Genomic DNA, 23,536 nt, shown 5'->3' with positions numbered 1-23,536 from the left:
AGACACCCATGGGTATCCAACAGCGTGCACAACAGGGGCTCGACACCTGGAACCGCGATTTGCGTGCGATGTGCGGCCACTTCGACACCGAACTGGCCTTCAACCGCTCGCTGTTTATCGGCGAGTTTTCCATGCTTTCAAATGGCGGGTTGCCCTTGGCCAGCCTGCGTACCAACGCCGGGTTGATCAAGCGCCAGGCGAGCAACCCCGACCGCGATAACGACCAGGATTGTTTTCTGGTCAGCCAGCGCAGCGGCTATTCGCAGATCGTGCAGAACGGCCAGCGGGTACAACTGGCCCCTGGCGAACTGCTGCTGATGGACTCGGTGGGCTCCATTGAAATCACCCCGTTCGGCTTGATCGAACATCTCTCGCTGTCGTTGCCGCGCGCCCAGGTGTGCAAGCAGATGGGCAGCCAATCGAAGACCTTTGGCAAGATTTCCTCCAGCAAGGCCTGTGGGCGCATGCTGCATGTGTTGATGGACCAGTTGTGCAAGGGCGGCGAAGGCGCCGAGGATGAGGTCGAGGCATTGCAGTGTGCCTTTGTGTCGCTGCTGGGCTCAGCCCTGGAGCAGGACGATGATGGGCGCGACGATACCACCGCGTTGCAAGGCAACAACCTGCGCAGCTATGTGCAGAAGGTCATTGAAGAGTCCCTGAGCCAGCCTGGCTTGAGCCCGGTGGGCCTGGCCAGCCGCCTGAACATCTCGGTGCGCCATTTATACCGGTTGTTCGAGGAGCAGGACGACAGCGTCTGCCGCTACATCCAGCGTGCGCGGCTCAAACGCAGCGCCGATGACTTGACCAACCCGTTCCTGCGCAGCGAATCGATTACCTCGATTGCCTATAAGTGGGGCTTTACCGATTCGGCGCATTTCAGCCGTTCGTTCAAGAAGCAGTTCGAGCTGTCGCCCAAGGCCTTTCGCAGTAGCCGGTTGCAGCAGGTGGTAGGAATGGCCTGACCGCGATTTATCAATCAGCACACACCCAATGTAGGAGCGGGCTTGTGTGGGAGCGGGCAAGCCCGCTCCCACACAAGCCCGCTCCCACATAAAACAACGCAGTTATGCGACCGCCAAGTAGTGTTTGACGAAACTCTCGCTCAGCACTTCCCACAGCACCGGCGTGCCCTGGGTCACGAACCAGCTGTCACCGGCCTGGTAGCGGGTGGTTTGGCCGGTATTTTCGTCGGTCAGGCGCACCTCGCCAGTGACCACCGTGGCTTGTTCATGAAACGGATAGACCATGCGGAATTTGCCCCGGGTGGTGCCGAAGTAAGCGCTGCTGACCTTGTCGGTGGGCGCGCCGAAGGTCATTTTGCCGAAGGACTTGAGCTCGCCGGCGAGGATCTCGGCGCCCAGATCGGCAACGGTGCCCCAGGCATCGAGTTCAGACAGCTGGATATCTTTCTTGAGGGTAACGAAGGTCATGGCAGTTGCTCCAGAGGGATAAAAACGGGGTTAGCGGCGACCATTCCAGTAACCGGACAGTTGGTGCCAGGATTTGCCGGCGGTCAGCAGCAGGGGGCGGATTGCGTCCTTGCCGATAATCGTCGGGCGGTGGATCGAGCTGACCAGGTCATAGCGCGCCGAGCCTTCACTCATGCCTTCGGCCAGGACCTTGCAGATGATGTGGCTGGGGGTGACGCCAAAGCCCGAGTAACCCTGGACGAAAAACGCATTGCTGCGCCCCGGCAGGGTGCCGACCTGGGGGAACAGGTTAGGGCTGCAGGCCATCGGGCCGCCCCAGGCCAGGTCGATCTTCACGTCCTTGAGGTAGGGGAAAATCTTCAGCATCAGCTTGCGGTTCCAGGCTTTCAAGTCGCCGGGAATGTGCTCTACCAGCGGCGTGGCGGCGCCGAACAGCAGGCGGTTTTCGTTGGTCACGCGGTAGTAGTCGATCACCGGGCGGATATCGCTGTAGGCCCCACGGATCGGGCTGATGCGCCGGATCAGTTCTTCGCTCAACGGCTCGGTCATCATCTGGAACGCGTAGGTGTTGATGGTCGAGCGATGCAGCTCCGGCTCCAGCTTGTTGAGGAAGCTGTCACACGCCCACAGCAGCTTGCTGGCCCTGACCGAGCCGCGTCCGGTGCGCACGGTGATGCGCTCGCCATAGCTGACCTCCAGCGCCGGGCTGTTCTCGAAGATCTGCACGCCATGGCCGGCCAGGGCGCTGGCTTCGCCCAGCAGCAGGTTCAGTGAATGCACATGCCCGCCGCCCATATGCAGCAGGGCGCTGCTGTAGGCGTCGGAGCCAATGATCTGCTTCACGTCGGAGCCGCCGAGAAAGCGGATTTCATGCTGGCTGTTGAGCGACTTGAAGTCTTTTTCCCAGGCCCGCAGGGTCTTTTCCTGGCGGGCGTTAAAGCCCATATAGCCGTAGCCGTGGCAGAAGTCGGCATCAATGTTGTACTTGGCGATCCGCGCCTTGATGATGTCGGCGCCCAGGTCGCTGATCTCGAACACCTGGCGCAGGCCGTCTTCGCCGACGTCTTGCTTGATCTTCTCCAGGTCGTGGCCGATGCCGGCCATGATCTGCCCGCCATTGCGCCCGGTGCCGCCAAAGCCCAGGTAGCGCGCCTCCAGCACGACGATATGGGTGATGCCTTTTTCTGCCAGTTCCAGGGCGGTATTGATCCCGGAAAAACCGCCGCCAATTACCACGACGTCGGCCTCGATGTCCTGTTCCAGGGTGGGGAAACTCAGGTTGTACTTCTTGGTCGCGGTGTAATACGTGGGGGTTTCAATGTTGATCATGGCGCCGCCTGAAAAGTGAAGGAAGGCTCTAAAGCAGATGTCTTCATTAGGGCCCCTGGCGCCAGCAATGTCTTGATCCTGCGTGCCGGGGCTTTTGATTCAGCGCGCCATGAACGTGCGCGACCCCTAAGTTATAGCGCTTGCGCGGAGTGGGGATGTTAGAGTTTCGTTAAAACATTAACTAAATATCACGTGACCCTGACTCTATGCTCAAACCCCGGCAGTCCTTGACCCTCACTTTGCTACAGGCCCGCGAAGCGGCCATGAGTTTTTTCCGCCCCTCGCTGAACGAACATGGCCTGACCGAGCAACAATGGCGGGTGATCCGCATCCTCAATCAACACGACGAACTGGAGATTTACCAACTGGCGGAACTGGCCTGCATCCTCAAGCCGAGCATGACGGGCGTGCTGGTGCGCATGGAAGCGGCGGGGATGATCCATCGGCGCAAGGCCGAGCAGGATCAGCGGCGGGTCCTGGTGACCCTGGCGGACAAGGGCCGGGCGAGTTTTGCCTCCATGAGCCAGTGCATGGAGGCCAACTACCAGCGCTTGCAGGAACAGTTGGGGGCGCAGAAATTGCAGACTTTGCTGGGGTTGCTCGATGAGCTGAAAAGCATCAAGCGTTGAAACACCACATTGGGTTCTGCGGTGTTGGAGGGTGCTTAGTACACGCCACCAGTGCTCGCTGGCGCGGGTTTGTCTTTGAACTTGCCCACCAACCCCTGCAACCCACGCATCAGCACCGTGGTATCCACCCCCACCGCGACAAACCCCGCGCCCAGCTCGATGTAGCGCCGGGCCAGTTTCTCATCGGCACTGAGAATCCCCGCCGCCTTGCCCGCCTGGCGAATCCGCGCAATGGCATCTTCGATTGCCACTTGCACATCTGGGTGCCCCGGATTGCCCCGGTGGCCCATGGAGGCACTCAAGTCCGCCGGGCCGATAAACACCCCGTCCACCCCCTCGACGGCGGCAATTGCGTCAAGGTTGGCCAGGCCTTCGAGGCTTTCGATCTGCACCAGCAGGCACATCTGTGCATCGGCCTGGTCCAGGTAGCCGTCGATGCTGTTCCAGCGCGAAGCCCGTGCCAGGGCGCTGCCCACACCACGGATGCCCTGGGGCGGATAGCGCATGGCGCGCACCAGCTCCCGGGCCTGGGCGGCGCTTTCGACCATCGGCACCAGCAGGGTCTGCGCGCCGATATCCAACACCTGCTTGATCAGCGCGGTATCACCGATCACCGGGCGAATCACCGCCGCGCTGGGGTAGGGCGCCACGGCCTGCAATTGGCCGAGCATGCCGCGCAAGTCGTTGGGCGCGTGTTCGCCGTCGATCAGCAGCCAATCGAAACCGGCATTGGCCGCCAACTCCGCGCTGTACGCATCCGCCAGGCCCAGCCACAGGCCGATTTGCGTTTCACCGCGGGTGAGCCGCTGTTTGAAGCGGTTGACAGGCATGTCCATGAATCAATCCTCCAGATGTCAGACGAAGCGGCAGGAAATCGAGCCGAGCATGTCGTAGTCGACATGGAAGGTATCGCCCGGGCTGGCCGCCACTGGCCGGGTAAACGAGCCGCCGAGGATGATCTGCCCTGGCAGCAAGGTGACGTCGTAGGGCGCCAGCTTGTTGGCCAGCCAGGCCACGCCTTTGGCCGGGTGGTTGAGCACAGCGGCCGAAACCCCGGACTCTTCGATCACGCCGTTGCGGTACAGCACCGCCGGCACTTTGCGCAGGTCGATTTCGGTTGGCCGCACCGCGCGGCCGCCCATGACCACGCCGGCATTGGCGGCGTTGTCGGAGATGGTGTCGAACACCTTGCGCGTGGCCTTGGTGTGGGGGTCGACCTGCTGGATGCGCGCGTCGATGATCTCCAGGGCCGGAATCACCCACTCGGTGGCGTCGAGCACATCGAAAATCGTGCAGTTGGGGCCCTTGAGCGGTTTGCCGAGAATAAAGGCCAGTTCGACCTCGACCCGCGGCACGATAAAGCGCTCGAACGGGATGTCGGTGCCTTCCTCAAACAGCATGTCGTCGAGCAGCGCACCGTAGTCCGGTTCGCTGATGTTCGACGATACCTGCATCGCCCGTGAGGTCAGGCCGATCTTGTGCCCGACCAGCTTGCGCCCGCCCTTGATCTTCTGGGCGACCCAGGCGCGCTGGATGGCGTAGGCGTCCTCGATCGTGATCGCCGGATGATCGAGGGAAAACTGGCGTACCTGTTCGCGGCTGCGTTCGGCATGGTCCAGTTGGGCAGCGGCTTGCAGGATGAGCTGTGGATCGAGCATGACAAGGGTCTCTTACTGAGGGTTGACGATGGCGGCGTTGGTGCGCAACACCAGCAGGCCGCCAAGGGCGATAAACAGCGCCAGTACGTACAGGGCGAGGCTGGCGCTTTGGGTGGTGTCGCGCATCCAGCCGATCAGGTAGGGCGCGAGGAACGAGGCGATGCTGCCAAACGAGCTGATCATGGCGATCCCGGCCGCCTGGGTGCAGTTGGACAGGAAGGCCGGCGGCAGTTGCCAGAACATCGGCAGCGCGGCGCTGGCGCCCATGCCGGCGACGATCAGGCCGCCCATCACCACCAGCGAATTGCCCGGTGCCAGGCCCGCTACCGCGATCCCGGCCGCCGCCATCAGCAATGGCACGCACAGGTGCCAGCGGCGTTCGCGGTGGCGGTCCGAGGAGCGCCCGCAGCCGATCATGAAGAAGCAGCCGGCCAGGTAGGGCACGGCGCTCAGCAGGCCGACCTGGCTGTCGCGGCCGATGCCGGCGCCGTGGATCAGGGTGGGCATCCAGAACGCCAGGGTGTTGACCGCCAGCATCACTGCAAAATAGATCGCTACCAGCAGCCACACTTGCGGGTCGCGCAGGATGCCGCCGAAGGAGGTGATGGATTTGCGCTTTTCCTCGGTGTTCAGTTGCTCGCGCAATTGTTGCTTTTGCGCAGGTTGCAGCCATTTCACCGTTTCAAAACTGTCCGGCAGGTACTTGAGTACTACCAGGCCCAGCAGCACCACGGGGGCGCCTTCGATGAGGAACATCCACTGCCAGCCGCGCATGCCGCCAAAGTCGTGGAAGTGCTCCAGGATCGCCCCCGAGAGCGGCCCGCCAATCACCCCGGCCATGGGCACGGCGATGGCGAACAGGGCGGTGATCTGCGCCCGGCGGCGCGCCGGGTACCAGCGGTTGAGAAACACCAGGATCCCCGGGAAGAAACCTGCCTCGGCCACCCCCAGCAAAAAACGCAGGACGTAGAAGCCGGTGGCGCTTTCGATCCACAACATGCTGGTGGACAGGATGCCCCACACCACCATCAGGCAGGCGATCCAGCGCCGTGGCCCGACCCGGTCCAGGGCGATATTGCTGGGCACGCCGAACAGGGCGTAGGCGATAAAGAACAGGCCGGCGCCGAAGCCATACACCGTGTCGCTGAAGTGCAGGTCGCTGCTCATCTGCATCTTGGCGAACCCGATGTTGATCCGGTCCAGGTGGGCAAACAGGTAACAGATCAGCAACAACGGCATCAGGCGCCAGGTGACGGTGCTGTGGGTGCGATCATGCTCGGCAAGGGTGACGCTGTGTGCGGTATTGGCTGTGCTCATGATGTTGTACTTTTTGTCTGAGAGGCCGTTGGGGGGAGGCGGGGGTCAACCCGCCTGGTTACTTAAAAATGCATGGACGTTGTTCTGTTTGAAGTTCAACTGCGGGTGCAGCTCGATCATCTCGAAGGACAGGGCCAGTAGCCGTTGTGCCTGCAGGGCGGCAAAGTGCTCGGTGATCACCCTGAACAGGGTTTCAGCCACCGCCTGGCGGGTCGGCAGGTCGCGACCGTGGCCGACCTTGAGGGTCATGTGGACGAAGGCGTAGTCGTGCTTGCCATCGGCCATGCGCCAGGTGTCCAGGCGCACCGCGCGGCTGCGGATGCCGGCGAGGGGGAACACGCCACTGTCTCCCAGCACCTGGTGGACCTTTGCAAACAGCCCTGGCAGGTCGGCCTGGGAGTCGAGGTTGTCGGTGTATTCGGCGATGAAATGCGGCATGCAAAGCCTCCTTCTGTTCGCGATTTAATGTGGGAGCTGTCTCGCCGGGCGAGACAGCTCCCACATCTGGGGGGACTCAGAGTGGGAAAATGGCGTTGATCTGGCCAGTGCCGGAGCTGCCGAACGGCTCGGTGATGATCTCTGCCGGGCGGTTGTACTCAGGCCCGCCGAGCAAGCCCAGGAGCATCGCGGTATCGTGCATCTTGCCCTCGCCAAAGCAGTGTTCGGCGTAGTCCGGGAGCATCGCGCAGAACTCCTTGAAGCGGCCTTCACGCCACATCTGCACCACGTGCATATCCACTTGCTTGTCGAACTCGCGGGTCCAGTTGTGGATATTGGCTTCGGCTTCGCGGTCGTCGGAGAAGCGGTGCGACAAGGAGCCGGAGGCCAGCACCAGCACCTTGCGATCACTCTTCTCGATGGCCCGGCGCACGGCGGCCCCGAAGGCGAAGCTGTCTTGCAGGCGATGCCAGGCACACCAGGCGGCGATGGAGATCACCTTGAATTTCTGCTCATCGGGCACATCCATGTGCATGTAGCGCATGGGCACCAGGGTGCCGTATTCCAGCTCCAGGCTCGGGATGTTGTGGTTCATGGTGCGCACCCCGGCCAGGTTGGCTTCGGCGGCAATCAGCTCGCCCAGCTCCGGGCAGCCGGGGTAGGCGTACTCCATGTTCTTGATGAAGTGCGGCAGCTCGTTGCTGGTGTAGGTGCCCTGGAATCGCTCGCCGCCGTTGACGTGATAGCCGCTGTTGACCAGCCAGTGCACATCGAACACCACGGCGGTGTCGGCCCCCAGTTCACGGGCGCGGCGCCCGATTTCCTTATGGCCGGCAATCGCCGCGGCGCGGCAACCGTGGTGCTTGCCCGGCAGTTCCGACAGGTACATGGAAGGGACGTGGCAGATTTTCGCCGCCAGGACTATTTCACCCATGATCATTCTCCTGATTTCATTATTCTTGTTGGTGCGCTACGGACCGTGTAGGAGCGAGCTTGCTCGCGAAAAACCCAAGGTCAGCGCGTTAACCCTGAACGTCAGCGTTATCGTTGACGAGCATCGCGGGCAAGCCCGCTTCCACAGTTACACGCCCCAGCGCGGGATGTGATGGCTGCCCATGGAGATGCACACGTTCTTGATCTCGGCGAACACTTCGAAGCTGTACTGGCCGCCTTCACGACCGGTCCCCGAGCCCTTGACCCCGCCGAACGGCTGACGCAGGTCGCGCACGTTCTGGCTGTTGATAAACACCATGCCGGCCTCGATGCCACGGGCCAGGCGATGGGCCTTGCCGATGTCCTGGGTCCAGATATAGGACGCCAGGCCGTACTCGGTCTCGTTGGCCAGTTGCAGGGCCTGGGCTTCGTCCTTGAAGGGAATCAGGCACACCACCGGGCCGAAGATCTCTTCCTGGGCGATGCGCATGTTGTTGTTGACGTCGGCGAACACGGTCGGCTGGATAAACTGCCCGCGTGCCAGGTGCGCCGGCAGGTTGGCCGGCCGCTCCAGGCCGCCTGCCACCAGGTTGGCGCCTTCTTCGAGGCCAATCTTGATGTAACCGGTGACTTTGTCATAGTGGGCTTGCGTGATCATCGAACCCACCTGGGTGTTCGGGTCTTGCGGGTCCCCGACAATCAGGCGTTTGGCGCGGGCGGCGAACTCGGCGACGAACTGCGGGTACACACTCTCCTGGATAAACACCCGGCTGCCGGCGGTGCAGCGCTCGCCGTTGAGCGAGAAGATGGTGAACAGCGCGGCATCCAGGGCCCGTTCGAGGTCGGCGTCTTCAAAAATCAGCACCGGCGACTTGCCGCCCAGCTCCATGGAGTACTTCTTCAGGCCGGCGCTCTGCATGATCTTCTTGCCGGTGGCGGTGCCGCCGGTAAAGGAGATCGCCCGCACATCCGGGTGACGCACCAGGGCATCGCCGGCGGTGGCGCCATAGCCCTGGATCACGTTGAGCACGCCCTTGGGGATCCCCGCTTCCAGGGCCAGGCGCCCCAGTTCGTTGGCAGTCAAAGGCGACAGCTCGGACATCTTCAGCACCGCCGTGTTGCCCAGGGCCAGGCACGGGGCGGTCTTCCAGGTGGCGGTCATAAATGGCACGTTCCACGGCGACACCAGCGCACACACACCCACCGGTTGGTACAGGGTGTAGTTGAGCATCTGGTCGTCCACCGGGTAGCTGTGGCCGTCCATGCGTGTGCAGACTTCGGCGAAGAAATCAAAGTTGTGCGAAGCCCGTGGAATCAGCACGTTCTTGGTCTGGTGGATCGGCAGGCCGGTGTCCAGGGTTTCCAGTTCGGCCAGGTGCGGCACGTTCTGCTCGATCAGTTCGCCGAGCTTGCGCATCAGGCGCGCGCGCTCCTTGGCCGGGGTGTTGGCCCACTTCGGGAAGGCTTCCTTGGCCGCAGCTACGGCCTGGGCGACTTCTTCGGCGCCACCGCTGGCCACCTCGCCAAGCGCCTCGCCGGTGGCGGGGTTGTAGTTGATGAAGGTGTCTTTGCTTTCGACCTCACGGCCGTTGATCCAGTGTTTGATCATGGTGCTCAAGCCTCTTTGCGGGCGGCGAAAAAGTCCGCCTCGCTGACAATTCGGTTGACCAGGCGGCCGACGCCTTGCACTTCCACCACCACTTCATCGCCGGGCACTACATCGGCCAGGCCTTCAGGGGTGCCGGTGGCGATCATGTCGCCGGGTTGCAGGGTCATGAAGCTGGACAGGTATTCGATCAGGTAGGGGATATCGAAAATCATGTCGCGGGTGCTGCCTTCCTGGCGCAACTCGCCGTTGATCCAGGTACGCAGGGTCAGGTTGCCCGGGTCCGGTACATCGGCCACATCGACGATCCATGGGCCGACCGGGGTGGTAGCGTCGCGGTTTTTCACCCGCAGGTTGGGGCGGTAGTAGTTTTCCAGGTAGTCGCGGATCGCGTAGTCGTTGCACACGGTGTAGCCGGCCAGGTACGCCAGGGCGTCCTCGCGCTTGACGTTGCGCGCCGGTTTGCCGATCACCGCCACCAACTCGCACTCGTAGTGCATATAGGCGATGTTGTCCGGGCGCCAGGTGACCTGGTTATGCCCGGTGTAGGTGCCTGGCGACTTGATAAAGGCCAGCGGCTCGGTCGGCGGGGCGAAGGCCAGTTCGGCGGCATGGTCGGCGTAGTTCAGGCCCAGGGCGAACATATTGCCGGTGGCCGGTGGCAGCCATTGCACCTGGTCTTCGGCCAGCAGCCGGCCGTCAGCCAGGCGCACAGCATTGAACTCTTCGACGTGGACCTGATGGACCTGGCCTTCAAAACGGATACGCGCGTGTTTCATGGCTGTTCCTCGGCCTGGATGTGGTTGACCAGGCGGCCCAGGCCACTGATCTGGACTTCGACGGTGTCGCCGGGCTGTACATCCACCCGGCCTTCAGGCGTACCGGTGATCAGCACATCGCCCGCATGCAGGGTCATGAATTCGCTGATCTCGGCGATCAGCCGGGGAATGTCGCGCACAAAGTTGGCCGTGGTGTTCTGCTGGCGCAACTCGCCGTTGACGAACAGCTTGAGGCTTAACTGGTGAGGGTTGGCGATCTGCTCGCGGGCCACCAGTTCAGGGCCCAGGGCGCAGAACCCGTCGCGGCACTTGGCTTTGACGGCGGGGCGGTAGTAGCTGTCTTCCGGCAGGCTGAACTCATTGACGATAACGTAGCCCGCCACATGCTCCAGGGCATTTTCCACGCTGACGCGGCTGGCGCTTTTGCCGATCACCACGCCCAGGGCCGGGCCCGGTTGCAGGCGTTCGCCGCGGGGCTGGACCACGATGCCGGCATGGCTGTTGCGGGTGTTGGGGGTCTTGATAAACAGCACCGGCTTGACCGGCGGCTTCTGGTACGGCGGCTGCTCGAATTCGGCGAGACGCTGGTTCAGCAAGCCCTGGTAGTTCAGCGCGACGCCGAACAGGGTGCCGCTGGCAACATCATGCAGGGTACGGCTCATGCATTTCTCCTGGCGATGGCGACTGCTCTGGAGGCAGTTCGTTAATGTGTTAACGTTATAATTAATATGTTAACTACCGTCAAGCGTGGCAAAATCATCGGGTGCAAAAAACAATAAAGAGACGCCTGTGAAACCGATCCCCAACATCAACATCGGCCAGGTCTACGACCAGCGCTACAGCGATGCCGACGTGCATTACGACCGGCTCGGCAACCTGGCGGGTTTTTTCGGGCGCAACATGCCCGTGCATCGGCATGACCGGTTTTTCCAGGTGCATTACGTCAAGAGCGGCGCGGTGCGGGTCTATCTTGATGACCAGCAGTACCTGGAATCCGGGCCGATGTTTTTCCTTACGCCGCCCACCGTGGCCCATGCCTTTGTCACCGAAGCCGATGCCGATGGCCATGTATTGACCGTGCGCCAGCAGTGGGTGCGGGCGCTGGTCGATGCCGACCCGAGCCTGGCGCCCGGGCCGCAGATCCCGCCCGCCTGTGTGGCGCTGGCCCGCCTGGCGCCTGTGTTCGAGCCCGAGATCAAGCGGCTGGAGTGGCTGTTCGACGAGTTGAGCGGCGAGATCAACAGCACCGGCGCGGGGCGGGCGGCGGCCCTGGCAAGCCTGACCCGTCTGATCATGATCAGCCTGCTGCGCCTGTGCGCCAACTCCCTGGAAGCACGCCCGGCGCGCCACGAAGACTTGCGTATCTTCCATCGTTTCAATGAGCTGATCGAAGACCACTATTTGCTGCATTGGCCGCTGTCGGCGTACGCCGAAAAAATTGGCGTCACCCAAGCGCGGCTCAACGACGTATGCCGGCGCATTGCCGACCTGCCGTCCAAGCGCCTGGTGCTTGAACGGCTGATGCAGGAAGCCAAGCGCCTGCTGCTGTTTACCGGCAGTTCCGCCAATGAAATCTGCTACCAGTTGGGCTTCAAGGACCCGGCCTATTTCAGCCGGTTCTTCCAGCGCTATGCGCAGATGACGCCGGGGGAGTACCGCCTGCGCCAGGCAGGCCTGCGCTGATCACCACAACGCCAGGCTGTAGCCGATGATGATGCGGCTTTCGTCGATATCGCTGGTCAGGCCGTTGCTTGAACGCAGGGTCGCGTTACGCAGCCTGACGTTGACGTTTTTCAGCGGCCCATTCTGCACGGTGTAGGTCAGGTCGGTATCGCGCTCCCATTCGCGGCCATTGCGCACGCTGGCGGTTTGCACATGGCTGCCATCCACATAGCGCGTCATAAAGGTCAGCCCCGGCAGGCCGAGGGCAGCGAAGTTGTAGTCATAGCGCGCCTGCCAGGCATCGGTCTGGGCCTTGGTGAACACGTTGATGGTTACCAGGTTGACCGAATAGGGGTCCATGCCGGGGTAGGCGAAATCGCCGTCGCCCGAAAGGTTTTGATAGCCCAGGCCTACCTTGTGGCCCCCCGCCGACAGGCTCAGCATGCCGTTGAAGAACCGGTTGTCGATGCGCCCGCCGTCTACCCGCGAGGCGCCGCGCAGTTCATGGCTGCCTTGCTCGCGGGTATCGAAGTAGCGCAGGTCGCTGCGCAGGCTCATGCCGTTGCCCAGCGGCAAGTCGTGCACCAGGCCGATGAAGTGCTGACGATAGATGTCCTGCATTTGTGCGTAGTAGTAAGTCGTCGCCAGCTGTGGGGTGATGGCATAGGTGCCGCCGGCCAGGTCCAGGTGGCTGCTGTCGACGCCGGCGTAGCTCATCGGGTCGTTGCTGGAAGAGTCGCGCAGGTTCTGTTTTTCCAGGCGGCCCAGGTTCAGGGTCAGGCCGGCGATGTCCTGGGAGGTGACCAGCTCGCCGGTATAGGTCGAGGGCAGGAGCCGGGTGTCGTTGTAGGCGGCCACGGGCAATTGCGGCTGCAGGGTGCCGGCCTTGAGCACGGTTTTCGAGACCCGCACCTTGGCCGTCAGGCCCAGTTCACTGTAATTGTCGACCGGTTGCTGGCTGGCGCCATACGCCAGCAGGCCGGTGCCACGGCGGTCGCGACTGGAGTCGAGCTTGACCCCCAATTCGCCCAGGGCATCCACGCCAAAGCCTACCAGGCCTTCGGTGTAGCCCGACTCCAGGCGCAGCACAAAGCCCTGGGCCCATTCATCGGCCTTGTTCTGCGGCGCGTTGGTCTGGCGAAAGTCGCGGTTCATATAGAAGTTGCGCAGGTCGAGGCTGGCCTTGCTGTCCTGGATAAACTCGGCGTAGGCGCTCAAGGGGCTGAACGTAGCGCACAGGCCGGCGCTGGCCGCCAGGGGAAGGAGGCGCAAATGCATGACAGATTCCTTTTGTTGTTTTTGTAGGTATCGCCCTTCGGATCGCTGAAGGGAGTAGCATATTGTTAACATGTTATATTTATTATGGGTAGACAATTTGTGCCGATTTAAAATAATTCATATCGAGGTTAACGAGTTTTTGCGGCGGCCAGCTTGCATGCCCATGGAGCCGACCCTAAGCTTCGACGCTTCGATCTCTTTTGTGCGTGAGCCATGTCCACTCCCAGACCTTCCCTGACGCTGACCCTGTTGCAGGCCCGCGAAGCCGCCATGGCGTTTTTCCGGCCGCTGCTCAATGAACATCAATTGACTGAACAGCAGTGGCGGGTGATTCGTATCCTGCGCCAGCAAGGCGAACTGGAGAGCCATCAACTGGCGCACCTGGCCTGCATCCTCAAACCGAGCATGACCGGCGTGCTGGCCCGCCTGGAGCGCGATGGCCTGGTGCGCCGGCGCAAGTCCAGCGAAGACCAGCGCCGGGTGTTCGTGACCCTCACCGAGCAGGGGCAGCAGTGCTTCGTCGAGATGAGCGCGGGGATGGAAAGCAACTACCAGAAGATCCAGGAACAGTTCGGCGAAGAGCAGTTGCAGCAACTGCTCGAATTGCTCAACCAGTTGAAAAACATCAAGCCCTAAGCGCTGGCCGGCGATGGCGCCGCAGACAGGTCGAACCCCCATGGAAAGACGGCAATTTAGCGGTGGGATGAAAGGCAAGAACCTGCGCTACCTGAACGAAACCCCGGGCCAGGCCCCGCGCCGGGTGCGTGCGGGGTTTGTGTTGCTGGAGCACTTTTCCCTGCCGGCCTTCACCCAGGCGTTGGACACCCTGATCACCGCCAACCTGCTGCGCCCGGGGCTGTTCACTTCGCGCACCTTCGGCCTGGACGGGCAGGAGGTGACCAGCGACCTGGGCCTGGTGATTCGCCCGGACGCGCGCCTTGAACACAGCGCGCTGGCCGACCTCGACCTGCTGGTGATTTGCGGCGGTTATCGCACCCAGCTCAAGGCCGGCGAAAGCTTTATCGAACTGCTCAAGGCCGCCGCGCAGCAGGGCGTGATCCTCGCCGGCCTATGGAACGGTGCGTGGTTTCTGGGCAAGGCCGGGGTGCTGGACGGCTATCGCTGTGCCATTCACCCGGAACATCGCCCGGCCTTGACGGAAATCGCCAAGGCCACCCAGGTCAGCAGCGAGCCCTATGTGATCGATCGCGACCGCCTCAGCGCATCCAGCCCATCCGGTGCGTTCCATATGGCCCTGGACTGGATCAAGAGCCTGCACGACAAGGCGCTGGTGGAGGGCATCGAAGATATCCTGGCCTTTGAGGAGTCGCGGTACCGGCGGATCAAGCCCGCCGAAAATATCTGCGTGAGCGCGCCGCTGCGTGAAGTGGTGCGCCTGATGGACGCCAACCTCGAAGAGCCCCTGGCCCTGGAGCAACTGGCGGTGTATGCCGGGCGCTCGCGACGCCAATTGGAGCGCCTGTTCCGCGAGCAACTGGGCACCACACCGCAGCGCTATTACCTGGAGCTGCGCATCACCGAGGCCCGGCGCCTGTTGCAGCACACCGAACTGTCCCAGGTCGATGTGCTGGTGGCCTGCGGGTTTGTGTCGCCCAGCCACTTCAGTAAATGCTACAGCGCCTACTTCGGCTACCGCCCTTCAAAGGAAACCCGGCTGGTGAAATAACCGCCATGCCTACACGGAATGGGTCGCCGGTTTGCTCGCCGGTGTGCGCTTGACGCAATGCGCCAGTGCCTGCTCAAGATCGGCCAGCAGGTCCGCGATATCCTCCAGCCCCACCGACAACCGTACCAACCCTTCGCCAATCCCATGCTGGGCACGTTCTTCCGGGGTGTAGGTGGAGTGGGTCATGCTCGCCGGGTGCTGGGCCAGGGATTCGGCATCGCCCAGGCTGACTGCGCGGCTGAACAGCTTGAGCGCGTTCATAAAGCGCCTGCCCGTGGCGATGCCGCCCTTGAGTTCAAAGGCAATCATGCCGCCTGACAGTTTCATCTGACGTGCTGCCAACTCGTATTGTGGGAAGGAGCGCAGGCCGGGGTAGGTCACCGACTCGACCGCCGGGTGGGCCTGCAGGGCCTCGGCCACGGTCTGGGCATTGCTGCAATGGCGATCCATGCGCAGGGCCAGGGTTTTGAGGCCGCGCATCAAGAGAAAGGCGTCCTGGGGCGACAGGACGGCCCCCGTCAGGTCCTTCAAGCCTTGCAGGCGAAGGCGCTGCGCCAGGTCGTGGCGGCTGACGGCGATGCCGGCGGTGATATCGCCATGCCCGCTGAGGTACTTGGTGGCCGAATGCACCACCACATCCGCGCCCAGTTCCAGCGGGCGTTGCAGGTAGGGGGTGCAGTAGGTGTTGTCGACCACCACGGTGATGTTCGGTTGCTGGTGGGCGATCCTGGCCACGGCGCCAATATCGATCAATTGCAGGTTGGGGTTGGCCGGGGTCTCGCAGTAGATCATGCGGGTCGCGGGGGAGAGTGCGGCGCGCAGGGCGTCGAGGTCCGACAGGTCGACATGGCGCACCTTGACGCCGAACTCGCCAATGCCGTGGTGCAGCAGGGCGAAGGTGCAGCCGTACAAGGTCTGGCTGACGATCACCTCATCGCCGGGGCGCAACAAGGTCCAGAAGGTCGCAGCAATCGCGCCCATGCCGGAACTGAACGCCACCGCCGCCTCGCCGCCCTCCAGGGTGGCCATGCGTGACTCCAGCAGCGCCAGGGTCGGGTTGGAAATGCGTGTATAAAAGTGCCCGCTTTCTTCGCCGGCAAAACACCCCGCGCCGTATTCGGCGGTAGGGAAGGCGAAGGTCGCCGACAGATAGATCGGCGGCACCAGGGCACCGTGATGGTCTTGCGCATCGTAGCCGTGGTGAATGGCACGGGTAGAAAAGCCGAATGTGTTGTGTTTATTGTGCATGTCGGACACTCCTTATTTCCTACAATGCTATGCTCATAATCGAGGCCGAACGTTGCCTACTTTGCCGAAAAAAACCGTTGGCGAAGGATGAAACCCCATAAAAATAATGATTTGAGGCAAGACATGCCCAGCCATCTGGACCGTACCGACAAAGCCCTGCTCAACGCCCTGCAAGGCAACGCCCGCCTGACCGTCGCCGAACTGGCCGAGCGGGTGTCCCTGACCACCTCGCCGTGCTGGCGCCGGGTCAAGAACCTTGAAGACAGTGGCGTGATCAGCGGCTACCAGGCGATCCTCTCGCCCAAGGCCCTGGGCTACGGGGTCACGGCCTTTGTCAGCATCATGATGGACACCCACTCCAAGGAAATCGCCCGGGCGTTTGAACAGCGGCTGCTGGACATCCCGGAAATCGTCGCCTGCCATAACGTGTCCGGGCGTTATGATTTTTTGCTGGAAGTGGTGGCCAAGGACCTGGAGTCCTTTGGCGAATTCGCCCGCGAGGTGTTGCAGACATTGCCGTGCGTGAAGGAAATCTATTCGAGCTTTTCCTATAAGTCGGTCAGGCCGTTGCGGGTGATCCCGTTGCCGGGGTGATGGCTGTATCCGCGTGTAACCAAAGGTCTACGAAGTGCCGTTTCCTATAGGAAATGCAGACCGTTCGTGATACCCCAGCGGGTACGGATCCTTCAAGGTTCAGTCTGCGGCGCGTACTCAACCGTGCGCCCCGGATCTGAAACTTCAAGGAGCCACCGCCATGTCGACCTCTGCAATGCAAGGTAGCCCGCTGTTCCGAACGATTGACCAGTTTCGCCATCGCGATGATCGCGGTGGCGGTATCCAGCACAATGGCTTGCCATCCAAGACCACTGAAGAGGCGGCCCAATCGCTATGGCGTGCCAGTTCGGGCTGGCCGGACAAGAACGGTGACGGTATCCGCCAGGTCTCCTACACGTTTCGCCCCGCGCCTGCCGACCCCAAGGCGGTCTGGCAGAAAATGACCGGGTTCACCCATATCCTCGAAAATCAAAGGCAACAAATCAGGCGCAGCCTTGAGTCCATTGCGGATGTGGCGAACGTCACGTTCAGCGAAGGGCCGAAGACAGCCAACAGCGATGGGCACATTACCCTCGGCAATTATGGGCAAATGATCGGCAGCAATGGCAAGCCCCAGAGCGGCTACTCCTTTGCAGTCCTGCCGGGCAGCAGCCGTGGTGGCGAAGTGTGGTTTTTAAGCACGGATGACGATCAGTACATGGTCAATGCGACCCTTGGCGATGCGGGGCGGCACACGATTATCCATGAGCTGGGGCACGCCATGGGGCTGCGGCATCCCGGTCACTACGATGCCAGCGCTCCCCATGCCCAATTCGATTTCCATGAAGACTCGCAAAGCCATACCAACATGAGTTACCGGGGCGAGCGTACCGGCTATATGCGGCATGACGGTTTTCGTTCATCGGCGCCGCAACTGGACGATATAACGGCTTACCAACGCCAATATGGCGCAAATTTCAAGACCCGTAATGACGACACCACCTATGGCTTCAACTCCAATACGAATCGCGACTTCCTGAGCATCAAGAGTCATGGCGACAAGATGGTCGCTGCCATTTGGGATGGCGGCGGGACCGACACCCTGGATTTTTCGGGCTATGGCCAGGACCAGAAAATAAGCCTCGGGGCCGGTACGTTTTCTGATGTGGGGGGCCTTAAAGGCAACGTGGCCATTGCTTATGGCGTGACGATCGAGAATGCCATTGGCGGATCGGGCAACGACTGGCTGGTGGGCAACGCCGCGGATAACGAGTTGCACGGTGGTGATGGCGACGATGTGTTCTACGGCGCCGAGGGGGCCGACTCATTGTGGGGGGGCGAAGGCAATGACGTCTTTGTCTACGGCAAGACCAACGAGTCCAGCGCTGCGGCGTCGGACCGGATCCACGACTTTGTCAGTGGGCAAGACCAGGTCGATGTGTCAGGTCTCAGAGCGCAATTGGGCGATAAACCGTTGCAGTTTGTCAGGCGTTTTTCCGGGGCGAGCGGCGAAGCTATCGTGGACTATGATCCGCTGTTGAACATGAGCACGTTGCAGATTTCTGGGAACCCCAACGAACCGACCTTCCTGCTGCAGGTGCAGGGACAACTGCGGCGCAGCGATATCATGAGCTGAGCACTAAAGGTGCCCAAGGGCGGTGGCCCAGTCCTGGCTGTTCAGTACACCCAGCACCTTGAGCTTGCCGTTAGCCCTCACCTGGACAAACAGCGAACTGCCGTATTCGGCGCCATCGGCATGGGGATAACCCAGCACCCGTTCCAGCTCGCCGATGCATTCGCTGTGGGTGACCAGCAACAGGTTGCGCCCGGCGATCTTGTGGGCAGGCAGTTCGTGCACAAGGGCCGTGCCGCACAAGGTCAAGCGGTCGGGTAACACATGGGCTTCACCGAACATGAACCGCGAGGTTTGCACCGTGCGCGTGGTGGGGCTGCTCAATACATCGCTGTGGGACATGCCCAGGGTCTGGAATGCGCTACCCACTGCCGCAGCCGAGACACTGCCGGGGTGGGTCAAGCCATCCGCAGGGCCCAGGCAGGGGTTGTTGGAGCGGTCGCAGCGTTCTTCATGGCGCACCAGCACAATCAGGTTGCCACTGCGCCAGGCCGCTAGGGCCCCTGAAGTGACCAGGCGATTGCCGACGCTCAGGTTCTGCGGCGAGGTCGGCCAGAGTATCGCGCCCATGATCACCAGGCACAGGGTAAGGAGCGCGATGAAACGCAGCCATGACTGTTTGAAGGTGTTTGCCCGGGGCCCTTCTGGGCGATTCATGTCAACCACACTCTTCACCCTGGCACCTGAGGCACAGCTGTTTGCGTTGCCGGGCAATTTAGGGGGCGGGGCGTGGTCGGCCAGTGAAAGCGATGTGAAAAAATTGCCTTGGTTTGTTGCAAGGCCTGCTTGGCTGTGATGGTTTGGCGCGTTTGACGCAGGGGGTAGCTTTGCTTGCATTCAATCAAAAAATATACTGTACATATATACAGTTATCTTCTACAGTCCATCCCAGGTGAACGGATTTCACCGCGCACCCAAGCCACAAATTTTTTAACTATGGATGGATAAAAAATGAAATCGAAAAAAGCCTTTATGCTAGGCGCGGCCATGGCGGCCTCCTGCTTTGTTTCGGCCTTTGCCCTGGCCGAACAATACCCTGCGCAAGCACCTGCAAAACTCGCGGCCCAGGCGGTCAAGTCTGCGGTCGATCAGGCGCTTAGAGCGGGTGGCAAGGTTGAGTCGTCGAAGCTGTCGGCCGAACTCAAGCAAAAACTCAAGGCGGCCAAGGTCGGCAAGTCCAAGGCTGTGGCAAGCAAGGCAGCAGTGAACAGTGAGGCGGTGGAAGCGGTCGTTGACGGTCTGCAAAAACCAAGCGAACTACAGGGCGCAGCGATTGCGGCTTTTACACCGTTGTTCCCGACGCTTGATATCAACACCCTCTACACCCTCACCGGGGTCGAGACCGGGGCGCAAATCGCCTACCACTTCAATCTGCCTACAAGCGCGCGTATCCAGGTCCAACTGCTGAACCAGAGTGCCGGCACCGATATGTCGCTGACCCTGTTCCACGACGACGGTCAGGGCAACCTGACACCGCTGGGCACCTCTGATAACGCAGGCAGCGCCGATGAATACCTTAACGGCGTGATGCCTGCCGGCGATTACTACTGGTACATGGTGGCCAACACCGCGAGCAATGCGCAATTCAGTTTTGGCGTGGCGGTGGACAGCAATATCGATGCCTTCGAGCCCAACGACACCGCACAAAGCGCATTCGCCCTGCCGGATGCACTGAACCAGGTGACCGGTAACCTCGATAGCGTCAACGATGTCGATTACTTCGACTTCACCTCCCTGCGTGGCCAGGGCGTGGGCATGTTCCTCGGCGATGACGACGAGGGCACCCGCAACCAGTGGATCTTCGAGCGTTTCGATGGCAACAACTGGGTGGTGATCCAGCCGAACAACACCTCCACCTATCCAAGCCTGACCCCTGGCTACATCGTCAAAGTGCGGGTGCGAGCCAACCCGGCGGTAGCCCTCAACCCCAAGGCGCAATACAAGTTGACCCTGGGGTCGGCGCCGCGCCTGAACCAGAGCAATGTGAACGGCGACAACGTGGTGCGTATCCCCAGTTCGATCATGCAACTGGCCACCCAGGCCTCCCGCAGCCTGAGCTGGAGCACCCAATGGTCGGACAGCACCGGCGAGCCACTGCGGGGCGTGACCCCGGTGCTCAGGGTCGATAAGCGTTTTGATGACAGCAACCAGTACCACTGGGTCAACTACGAGGCCAAGACCGGTATCACCGGTGCGGCATCCGGCAATGTCGACCTGGGCAGTTGCTCCGGCGATCTCAATGTGGTCTACCCGGACAGCTCGTCCGGCCAGACGTACAACTGGCGGACCTGGTTCAACATGGGCGGCTGGCGCATTGAACTCAAGGAGTTCCCGGGCGTGGGTGTAGGCGGCAATATCACGCAGTACGTCAGCCTGGGGCATATCTGCAGCCAGACCATCGTGCGCTGACCGCTCCATTCCCGTAGGCGCTGGCTGGCCAGCCGGCGCCTACGGGTTCAACGCCAGTTTCAGCGGCAGCCGCGCCAGGCTGGTGTTCTTCAACGAACCCAGGTACAGCCAGTCGCCAGACTCGCGCGCGCTGGTCACCGGCGAATAATTGCCCGCGCTGCCATCCTGCAAGTTAGCGACCACCTGGCCATGCACATCCAACCCCAGCACAAAGGCTTTGCGCTCCACGGGCTTGGGCACCACCATCAGCGCCCGCACCACCATCTTGCGTACCGCCGGGTAACCGGCCAAGCCATCGAGCAAGGGGTTGCGCGGGGAGTACAGGGCCACCCAGAAGCGGTCGCGGCCGTTGAAGCTGAGGTTGTCCGGCAGCCCCGGCAGGTTGTCGATAAACAGGTCATGGCTGCCAGCCTTGTCGCCCCTGAGCCAATAGCGACTGATGCGATAAGCCCCGGTTTCATTGACCAGCACATAGTCTTCATCCGGCCCCAGCGCCACGCCGTTGGCAAATTGCAACTGATCGAGCAACACCTCGGTCTGGCCGTTGCGAAAGTCATAGCGCAACAACCGGCCATCGCCACCATGCTCGATCACTGCCTCACCATCCTGGCCATAGCCCCAGCGGCTCGACGCGTCACTGAAGTAGGCGTAGCGCCCGGCAGCATCCACCGTTACATCATCGGTAAAGCCGAAGGGCAGGCCATTGGCACTGGTGCTCAGGGTGGTCAGTGTGCGCTGGCCGTCCAGGGCCAGCAGGCCTTTGATCCCATCGGCAATGATCAGGCGCCCGTCCGGGTGTTGGGCCAGGCCCAGCGGCCGGCCCCCGGTCTGGGCCAGCACCTCCAGGGCCTGGCTGTCGGGCGCGGTGCGGATGATCCGCCCATCATGCAGCCCGGTAATCAGAAACCCCTTGGCATCCACCAGCAACGCTTCAGGCCCGTCGATGCCTTGGGCGCCGATGCGCTGGATGCCCTTCAGACGCTGGTTTTCGCGGTAGGGCTCCTCCTGCAGCGACGGGGCCTTGGGCGGTGTCCAATTGACCGGTTGCACCGGGGTGGGCATCAACAGCAGGAAGGCGACGACCGCGATCAATACCAGTAGCAGCCAGTGACGGATTTTTTGACTCATGGTGCTTCCCGAGGCTCTTGGGAGGGGGGCGTGGCGGGCTCCCAGTGCAGTGTGCCGAACAGGTAGTCCATCAGCGGCAGCACGATGTTGAAGTTGCGCCCCTGCATCAACTCACGGCGGTGATGCAGCGCGTGGAGCTGGTGCATGTGCCGGATCCACGGCAGGCGGGCCAGGGGATGGGCAGGGGGCAAGTGTTCACAGGCATGGAAGATTTCGTAAAGCAGGTAACCCAGGATCATGCACCCGGCGAACAGCCCCGCCACGTTGGGGTTGAACTGCTTGAGCAGCCACCAGGCGGGGAAGGTGATGGCCAGGCTGTGGAGGATGATCAGCCAGGCGGGAAACAGGATCACCCGCCAGTCCCTGGGGTTGTCGTAGGTCATATGGCCGGGGGTGAAAAAGCTGTGGTGATCGCCGGTGTGGCGTGCATAGAACAGCTTGGAAAAACCGTGTTTACGATGGCCGAGGTGGCGGTGCACGAGGTAGATGCACAGGTTGAAGAACACCAGGGTCAGGGGGATGGTCAGCCATTCCCAGGCCTGGATGTGCTGGGTGCTGCCCCAGGCCAGGAGGATGCAGGACAAACCGTAGCTCAGCACAAAACCGGCATGCAGCCACGGGTTGTAGCGTGGGTGGACAGCGGCGCGGTAGCGTTGGCGAAAGGCCTCGGTGGGATGGGTCATGGCGTAGCCCGTTGTATTTTTTGTTGGTGAGTGAGCTTAGCCCGGCCCGAGGATTTTGCGAGCTGAGCCCAAGCAAGCCCGCCCCATCGGGAATATCGCAAGGGGCTTGCGCCCACCTCATTTCCTTGTTAGTTTCTGGCGAAATGTTAACGATAACATTCGCTCTGAAAATAAAAACAAAACTGAGACTCACGCCATGAAAATGCTTCGCAAAACCCTGTGTTTGTTGGCTTTAAGCATCTCCACCGTCGCCCTGGCCGAGACCAAACCGGCCCCCATGCGCATCGGCGCGTCCTTTCAGGAAATCAACAACCCGTACTTCGTCACCATGAAAGACGCCCTGCAAGAAGCGGCGGCGACCATCGGTGCACAATTGATCATCACCGATGCCCGCCACGACGTGTCCAAGCAGGTCAGTGACGTCGAAGACATGCTGCAAAAAGGCATCGACATCCTGCTGATCAACCCCACGGATTCGGTCGGCGTGCAGTCCGCCGTCAAATCGGCCCACGCTGCGGGTGTGGTGGTGGTTGCCGTGGATGCCCAGGCCGACGGGCCGCTGGATTCCTTCGTCGGTTCAAAAAACTTCGATGCCGGGTTCCAGGCCTGTGAATACCTGGCCAAGAGCATTGGTGACCAGGGCAATATCGCAATCCTCGACGGCATCGCCGTGGTGCCGATCCTGGAGCGTGTGCGCGGTTGCAAGGAGGCCGTGGCCAAGCACCCGCAGATCAAGATCGTCAGCATTCAGAACGGCAAGCAGGAACGTGACCAGGCCCTGAGCGTGACCGAAAACATGCTCCAGGCCCAACCCACCCTCAAGGGTATTTTCAGCGTCAATGACAATGGTTCCCTCGGCGCCCTGTCGGCCATCGAGGCCAGCGGCATGGATGTCAAGCTGGTCAGCGTCGACGGCGCGCCGGAAGCGATCAAGGCCATCCTCAAGCCAGGCAGCAAATTTATCGCCACCTCGGCCCAGTACCCTCGCGATCAGATCCGCCTGGCGCTGGGCATCGCCCTGGCAAAAAAATGGGGCTCCCATGTACCCGCCAGCATCCCCGTGGATATCGCCCTGATCGACCAGGCCAAGGCCAAGGATTTCAGCTGGTAAACCGCCTAGGCCCCACGTCACGCGTGGGGCCCGGGGCTCCCTTC

General features: G+C 61.7%; 24 protein-coding genes. 9 read left to right on the top strand and 15 right to left on the bottom strand.

All coding sequences use genetic code 11. The features are described from left to right. The first annotated feature begins 8 nt into the window (after positions 1-8). Entirely contained in the window at positions 9-962 is a 954-nt protein-coding gene (feaR, locus tag AO268_RS09420; RefSeq protein ID WP_099168518.1) for a transcriptional regulator FeaR, read from the top strand. A gap of 102 nt (positions 963-1,064) precedes the next feature. Here feaR and AO268_RS09415 read toward each other — a convergent pair whose 3' ends face one another. Next, positions 1,065-1,430: a cupin domain-containing protein gene (locus AO268_RS09415; RefSeq protein ID WP_099168517.1), complete on the bottom strand. Its 366-nt coding sequence runs from the start codon at positions 1,428-1,430 to the stop codon at positions 1,065-1,067. A gap of 30 nt (positions 1,431-1,460) precedes the next feature. Next, positions 1,461-2,759 (bottom strand): NAD(P)/FAD-dependent oxidoreductase, encoded by a 1,299-nt coding sequence (locus AO268_RS09410; RefSeq protein ID WP_076961397.1) that lies wholly within the window; start codon positions 2,757-2,759, stop codon positions 1,461-1,463. Between the two features lie 206 nt (positions 2,760-2,965). Between AO268_RS09410 and hpaR (AO268_RS09405) the strand changes: the two genes are divergently transcribed. Then, positions 2,966-3,388 (top strand): homoprotocatechuate degradation operon regulator HpaR, encoded by a 423-nt coding sequence (gene hpaR, locus AO268_RS09405; RefSeq protein WP_076961398.1) that lies wholly within the window; start codon positions 2,966-2,968, stop codon positions 3,386-3,388. Positions 3,389-3,423: 35 nt separating this feature from the next. Here hpaR (AO268_RS09405) and hpaI read toward each other — a convergent pair whose 3' ends face one another. The 8 genes from hpaI to AO268_RS09365 all read right to left on the bottom strand — a co-directional run bounded on the left by hpaI (position 3,424) and on the right by AO268_RS09365 (position 10,781). Continuing rightward, on the bottom strand, positions 3,424-4,224 hold the full coding sequence (gene hpaI / locus AO268_RS09400; protein WP_099168516.1) for a 4-hydroxy-2-oxoheptanedioate aldolase: 801 nt from the start codon (positions 4,222-4,224) through the stop codon (positions 3,424-3,426). 18 nt (positions 4,225-4,242) lie between these two features. Next, positions 4,243-5,046, bottom strand: coding sequence for a 2-oxo-hept-4-ene-1,7-dioate hydratase (gene hpaH, locus AO268_RS09395; RefSeq protein ID WP_099168515.1), 804 nt, complete (start codon positions 5,044-5,046; stop codon positions 4,243-4,245). A gap of 12 nt (positions 5,047-5,058) precedes the next feature. Next, positions 5,059-6,363: an MFS transporter gene (locus tag AO268_RS09390; RefSeq protein WP_099168514.1), complete on the bottom strand. Its 1,305-nt coding sequence runs from the start codon at positions 6,361-6,363 to the stop codon at positions 5,059-5,061. Between the two features lie 45 nt (positions 6,364-6,408). Beyond that, positions 6,409-6,801 carry a 5-carboxymethyl-2-hydroxymuconate isomerase gene (locus tag AO268_RS09385; RefSeq protein ID WP_076961401.1) on the bottom strand — a complete coding sequence of 131 codons (393 nt, stop codon included), beginning with the start codon at positions 6,799-6,801 and terminating at the stop codon, positions 6,409-6,411. A gap of 76 nt (positions 6,802-6,877) precedes the next feature. Beyond that, the gene (hpaD, locus tag AO268_RS09380) at positions 6,878-7,735 is read right to left on the bottom strand and encodes a 3,4-dihydroxyphenylacetate 2,3-dioxygenase (protein ID WP_076961402.1); all 858 of its coding nucleotides are present in this window, start codon (positions 7,733-7,735) and stop codon (positions 6,878-6,880) included. 147 nt (positions 7,736-7,882) lie between these two features. Continuing rightward, complete coding sequence (hpaE, locus tag AO268_RS09375) at positions 7,883-9,343, bottom strand: 5-carboxymethyl-2-hydroxymuconate semialdehyde dehydrogenase (protein WP_076961403.1); 1,461 nt, start codon at positions 9,341-9,343, stop codon at positions 7,883-7,885. 5 nt (positions 9,344-9,348) lie between these two features. Next, entirely contained in the window at positions 9,349-10,119 is a 771-nt protein-coding gene (locus tag AO268_RS09370) for a fumarylacetoacetate hydrolase family protein (protein ID WP_076961404.1), read from the bottom strand. Beyond that, positions 10,116-10,781: a fumarylacetoacetate hydrolase family protein gene (locus tag AO268_RS09365; RefSeq protein ID WP_099168513.1), complete on the bottom strand. Its 666-nt coding sequence runs from the start codon at positions 10,779-10,781 to the stop codon at positions 10,116-10,118. Before AO268_RS09365 ends, AO268_RS09370 begins: the two co-directional genes overlap by 4 nt. Before the next feature lie 127 nt (positions 10,782-10,908). On the opposite strand from AO268_RS09365, the gene hpaA reads away from it, so the two are divergent. Then, a complete protein-coding gene (gene hpaA / locus AO268_RS09360) occupies positions 10,909-11,802 on the top strand; it encodes a 4-hydroxyphenylacetate catabolism regulatory protein HpaA (RefSeq protein WP_099168512.1) in 894 nt (297 codons plus the stop codon). Here hpaA and AO268_RS09355 read toward each other — a convergent pair whose 3' ends face one another. Continuing rightward, positions 11,803-13,059, bottom strand: coding sequence for an OprD family porin (locus AO268_RS09355; protein WP_099168511.1), 1,257 nt, complete (start codon positions 13,057-13,059; stop codon positions 11,803-11,805). 213 nt (positions 13,060-13,272) lie between these two features. Here AO268_RS09355 and hpaR (AO268_RS09350) point away from each other — a divergent pair, with 213 nt between their 5' ends. Further along, positions 13,273-13,695: a homoprotocatechuate degradation operon regulator HpaR gene (gene hpaR / locus AO268_RS09350; RefSeq protein WP_076961408.1), complete on the top strand. Its 423-nt coding sequence runs from the start codon at positions 13,273-13,275 to the stop codon at positions 13,693-13,695. Positions 13,696-13,735: 40 nt separating this feature from the next. Next, positions 13,736-14,746 carry a GlxA family transcriptional regulator gene (locus AO268_RS09345; protein ID WP_099168510.1) on the top strand — a complete coding sequence of 337 codons (1,011 nt, stop codon included), beginning with the start codon at positions 13,736-13,738 and terminating at the stop codon, positions 14,744-14,746. A gap of 9 nt (positions 14,747-14,755) precedes the next feature. Here AO268_RS09345 and AO268_RS09340 read toward each other — a convergent pair whose 3' ends face one another. Then, a complete protein-coding gene (locus tag AO268_RS09340) occupies positions 14,756-15,994 on the bottom strand; it encodes a methionine gamma-lyase (protein WP_099168509.1) in 1,239 nt (412 codons plus the stop codon). Positions 15,995-16,117: 123 nt separating this feature from the next. Between AO268_RS09340 and AO268_RS09335 the strand changes: the two genes are divergently transcribed. Then, complete coding sequence (locus tag AO268_RS09335; RefSeq protein WP_076961411.1) at positions 16,118-16,588, top strand: Lrp/AsnC family transcriptional regulator; 471 nt, start codon at positions 16,118-16,120, stop codon at positions 16,586-16,588. 160 nt (positions 16,589-16,748) lie between these two features. Continuing rightward, on the top strand, positions 16,749-18,164 hold the full coding sequence (locus AO268_RS33535; protein ID WP_176561355.1) for a M10 family metallopeptidase C-terminal domain-containing protein: 1,416 nt from the start codon (positions 16,749-16,751) through the stop codon (positions 18,162-18,164). Positions 18,165-18,167: 3 nt separating this feature from the next. Here the strand turns inward: AO268_RS33535 and AO268_RS09325 are convergent, their stop codons facing one another. Next, entirely contained in the window at positions 18,168-18,818 is a 651-nt protein-coding gene (locus tag AO268_RS09325; protein WP_257154358.1) for a histidine phosphatase family protein, read from the bottom strand. 294 nt (positions 18,819-19,112) lie between these two features. Between AO268_RS09325 and AO268_RS09320 the strand changes: the two genes are divergently transcribed. Next, complete coding sequence (locus tag AO268_RS09320) at positions 19,113-20,570, top strand: hypothetical protein (protein WP_076961414.1); 1,458 nt, start codon at positions 19,113-19,115, stop codon at positions 20,568-20,570. A 39-nt stretch (positions 20,571-20,609) separates the two neighbouring features. Here AO268_RS09320 and AO268_RS09315 read toward each other — a convergent pair whose 3' ends face one another. Beyond that, on the bottom strand, positions 20,610-21,698 hold the full coding sequence (locus AO268_RS09315) for an SMP-30/gluconolactonase/LRE family protein (protein WP_076961415.1): 1,089 nt from the start codon (positions 21,696-21,698) through the stop codon (positions 20,610-20,612). Continuing rightward, positions 21,695-22,381, bottom strand: a complete 687-nt coding sequence (locus AO268_RS09310) for a sterol desaturase family protein (RefSeq protein WP_099168508.1) — start codon at positions 22,379-22,381, stop codon at positions 21,695-21,697. The genes AO268_RS09315 and AO268_RS09310 overlap by 4 nt, the downstream gene beginning before the upstream one ends. Before the next feature lie 196 nt (positions 22,382-22,577). Here AO268_RS09310 and AO268_RS09305 point away from each other — a divergent pair, with 196 nt between their 5' ends. After that, on the top strand, positions 22,578-23,492 hold the full coding sequence (locus AO268_RS09305; protein WP_076961417.1) for a substrate-binding domain-containing protein: 915 nt from the start codon (positions 22,578-22,580) through the stop codon (positions 23,490-23,492). Positions 23,493-23,536: the final 44 nt, after the last annotated feature.

It is taken from the genome of Pseudomonas sp. ICMP 8385, assembly GCF_002699915.1.
Classification (GTDB): Bacteria; Pseudomonadota; Gammaproteobacteria; order Pseudomonadales; family Pseudomonadaceae; genus Aquipseudomonas; species Aquipseudomonas gessardii.
Note: the sequence above shows the minus strand (reverse complement) of the source record. Positions and strands in the feature narration are given on the sequence as shown.

Coding starts and splice junctions, on each gene's coding strand:
- feaR (WP_099168518.1), top strand. CDS start 9: ATGGGTATCCAACAGCGTGCACAACAGGGGCTCGACACCTGGAACCGC.
- AO268_RS09415 (WP_099168517.1), bottom strand. CDS start 1,430: ATGACCTTCGTTACCCTCAAGAAAGATATCCAGCTGTCTGAACTCGAT.
- AO268_RS09410 (WP_076961397.1), bottom strand. CDS start 2,759: ATGATCAACATTGAAACCCCCACGTATTACACCGCGACCAAGAAGTAC.
- hpaR (WP_076961398.1), top strand. CDS start 2,966: ATGCTCAAACCCCGGCAGTCCTTGACCCTCACTTTGCTACAGGCCCGC.
- hpaI (WP_099168516.1), bottom strand. CDS start 4,224: ATGGACATGCCTGTCAACCGCTTCAAACAGCGGCTCACCCGCGGTGAA.
- hpaH (WP_099168515.1), bottom strand. CDS start 5,046: ATGCTCGATCCACAGCTCATCCTGCAAGCCGCTGCCCAACTGGACCAT.
- AO268_RS09390 (WP_099168514.1), bottom strand. CDS start 6,363: ATGAGCACAGCCAATACCGCACACAGCGTCACCCTTGCCGAGCATGAT.
- AO268_RS09385 (WP_076961401.1), bottom strand. CDS start 6,801: ATGCCGCATTTCATCGCCGAATACACCGACAACCTCGACTCCCAGGCC.
- hpaD (WP_076961402.1), bottom strand. CDS start 7,735: ATGGGTGAAATAGTCCTGGCGGCGAAAATCTGCCACGTCCCTTCCATG.
- hpaE (WP_076961403.1), bottom strand. CDS start 9,343: ATGATCAAACACTGGATCAACGGCCGTGAGGTCGAAAGCAAAGACACC.
- AO268_RS09370 (WP_076961404.1), bottom strand. CDS start 10,119: ATGAAACACGCGCGTATCCGTTTTGAAGGCCAGGTCCATCAGGTCCAC.
- AO268_RS09365 (WP_099168513.1), bottom strand. CDS start 10,781: ATGAGCCGTACCCTGCATGATGTTGCCAGCGGCACCCTGTTCGGCGTC.
- AO268_RS09355 (WP_099168511.1), bottom strand. CDS start 13,059: ATGCATTTGCGCCTCCTTCCCCTGGCGGCCAGCGCCGGCCTGTGCGCT.
- hpaR (WP_076961408.1), top strand. CDS start 13,273: ATGTCCACTCCCAGACCTTCCCTGACGCTGACCCTGTTGCAGGCCCGC.
- AO268_RS09345 (WP_099168510.1), top strand. CDS start 13,736: ATGGAAAGACGGCAATTTAGCGGTGGGATGAAAGGCAAGAACCTGCGC.
- AO268_RS09340 (WP_099168509.1), bottom strand. CDS start 15,994: ATGCACAATAAACACAACACATTCGGCTTTTCTACCCGTGCCATTCAC.
- AO268_RS09335 (WP_076961411.1), top strand. CDS start 16,118: ATGCCCAGCCATCTGGACCGTACCGACAAAGCCCTGCTCAACGCCCTG.
- AO268_RS33535 (WP_176561355.1), top strand. CDS start 16,749: ATGTCGACCTCTGCAATGCAAGGTAGCCCGCTGTTCCGAACGATTGAC.
- AO268_RS09325 (WP_257154358.1), bottom strand. CDS start 18,818: ATGAATCGCCCAGAAGGGCCCCGGGCAAACACCTTCAAACAGTCATGG.
- AO268_RS09320 (WP_076961414.1), top strand. CDS start 19,113: ATGAAATCGAAAAAAGCCTTTATGCTAGGCGCGGCCATGGCGGCCTCC.
- AO268_RS09315 (WP_076961415.1), bottom strand. CDS start 21,698: ATGAGTCAAAAAATCCGTCACTGGCTGCTACTGGTATTGATCGCGGTC.
- AO268_RS09310 (WP_099168508.1), bottom strand. CDS start 22,381: ATGACCCATCCCACCGAGGCCTTTCGCCAACGCTACCGCGCCGCTGTC.
- AO268_RS09305 (WP_076961417.1), top strand. CDS start 22,578: ATGAAAATGCTTCGCAAAACCCTGTGTTTGTTGGCTTTAAGCATCTCC.